Origin of the sequence: Cupriavidus sp. SIMBA_020 (assembly GCF_046535395.1) — a bacterium.
In the GTDB taxonomy this organism is placed as follows: Bacteria; Pseudomonadota; Gammaproteobacteria; order Burkholderiales; family Burkholderiaceae; genus Cupriavidus; species Cupriavidus campinensis.
Genome location: NZ_JAWRWU010000726.1, coordinates 1 through 267, shown reverse-complemented (window position 1 = coordinate 267; position 267 = coordinate 1). Strand labels below are relative to the sequence as shown.

Below are 267 nucleotides of genomic sequence, written 5' to 3'. Positions count from 1 at the left end.
CTGCGGGTTCTTCATCAAGCCGCGACGCACCTTTAGATGCCACCGTGCGCGGCGATGAACATGGCGACGGCCGACCGGCAATAGGATTCGATTTCGTTGTCGTCCGCTGCTCTCGCCTGATCGAAGCGTGCGACCATCAGAAGATCGGATCCTTTGAAAAGCGCGGCAAACAAGCGGGCGGACCGGAGAGCATCGGGTACGTTCAGAATCGCCTTCGCGTGCAACTGACGCAACACGGCCTCGATCTGGGCGATGACATGGGCGGGC

Annotated in this window: 1 protein-coding gene; it reads right to left on the bottom strand. The window is 60.7% G+C overall.

Features of this window, described 5'->3' with window-relative positions; all coding sequences use genetic code 11:
• Positions 1-32 precede the first annotated feature (32 nt).
• Positions 33-267: TetR/AcrR family transcriptional regulator C-terminal domain-containing protein (locus tag SB751_RS31245; protein WP_410749176.1), on the bottom strand; the 235-nt coding region annotated here is incomplete at its 5' end.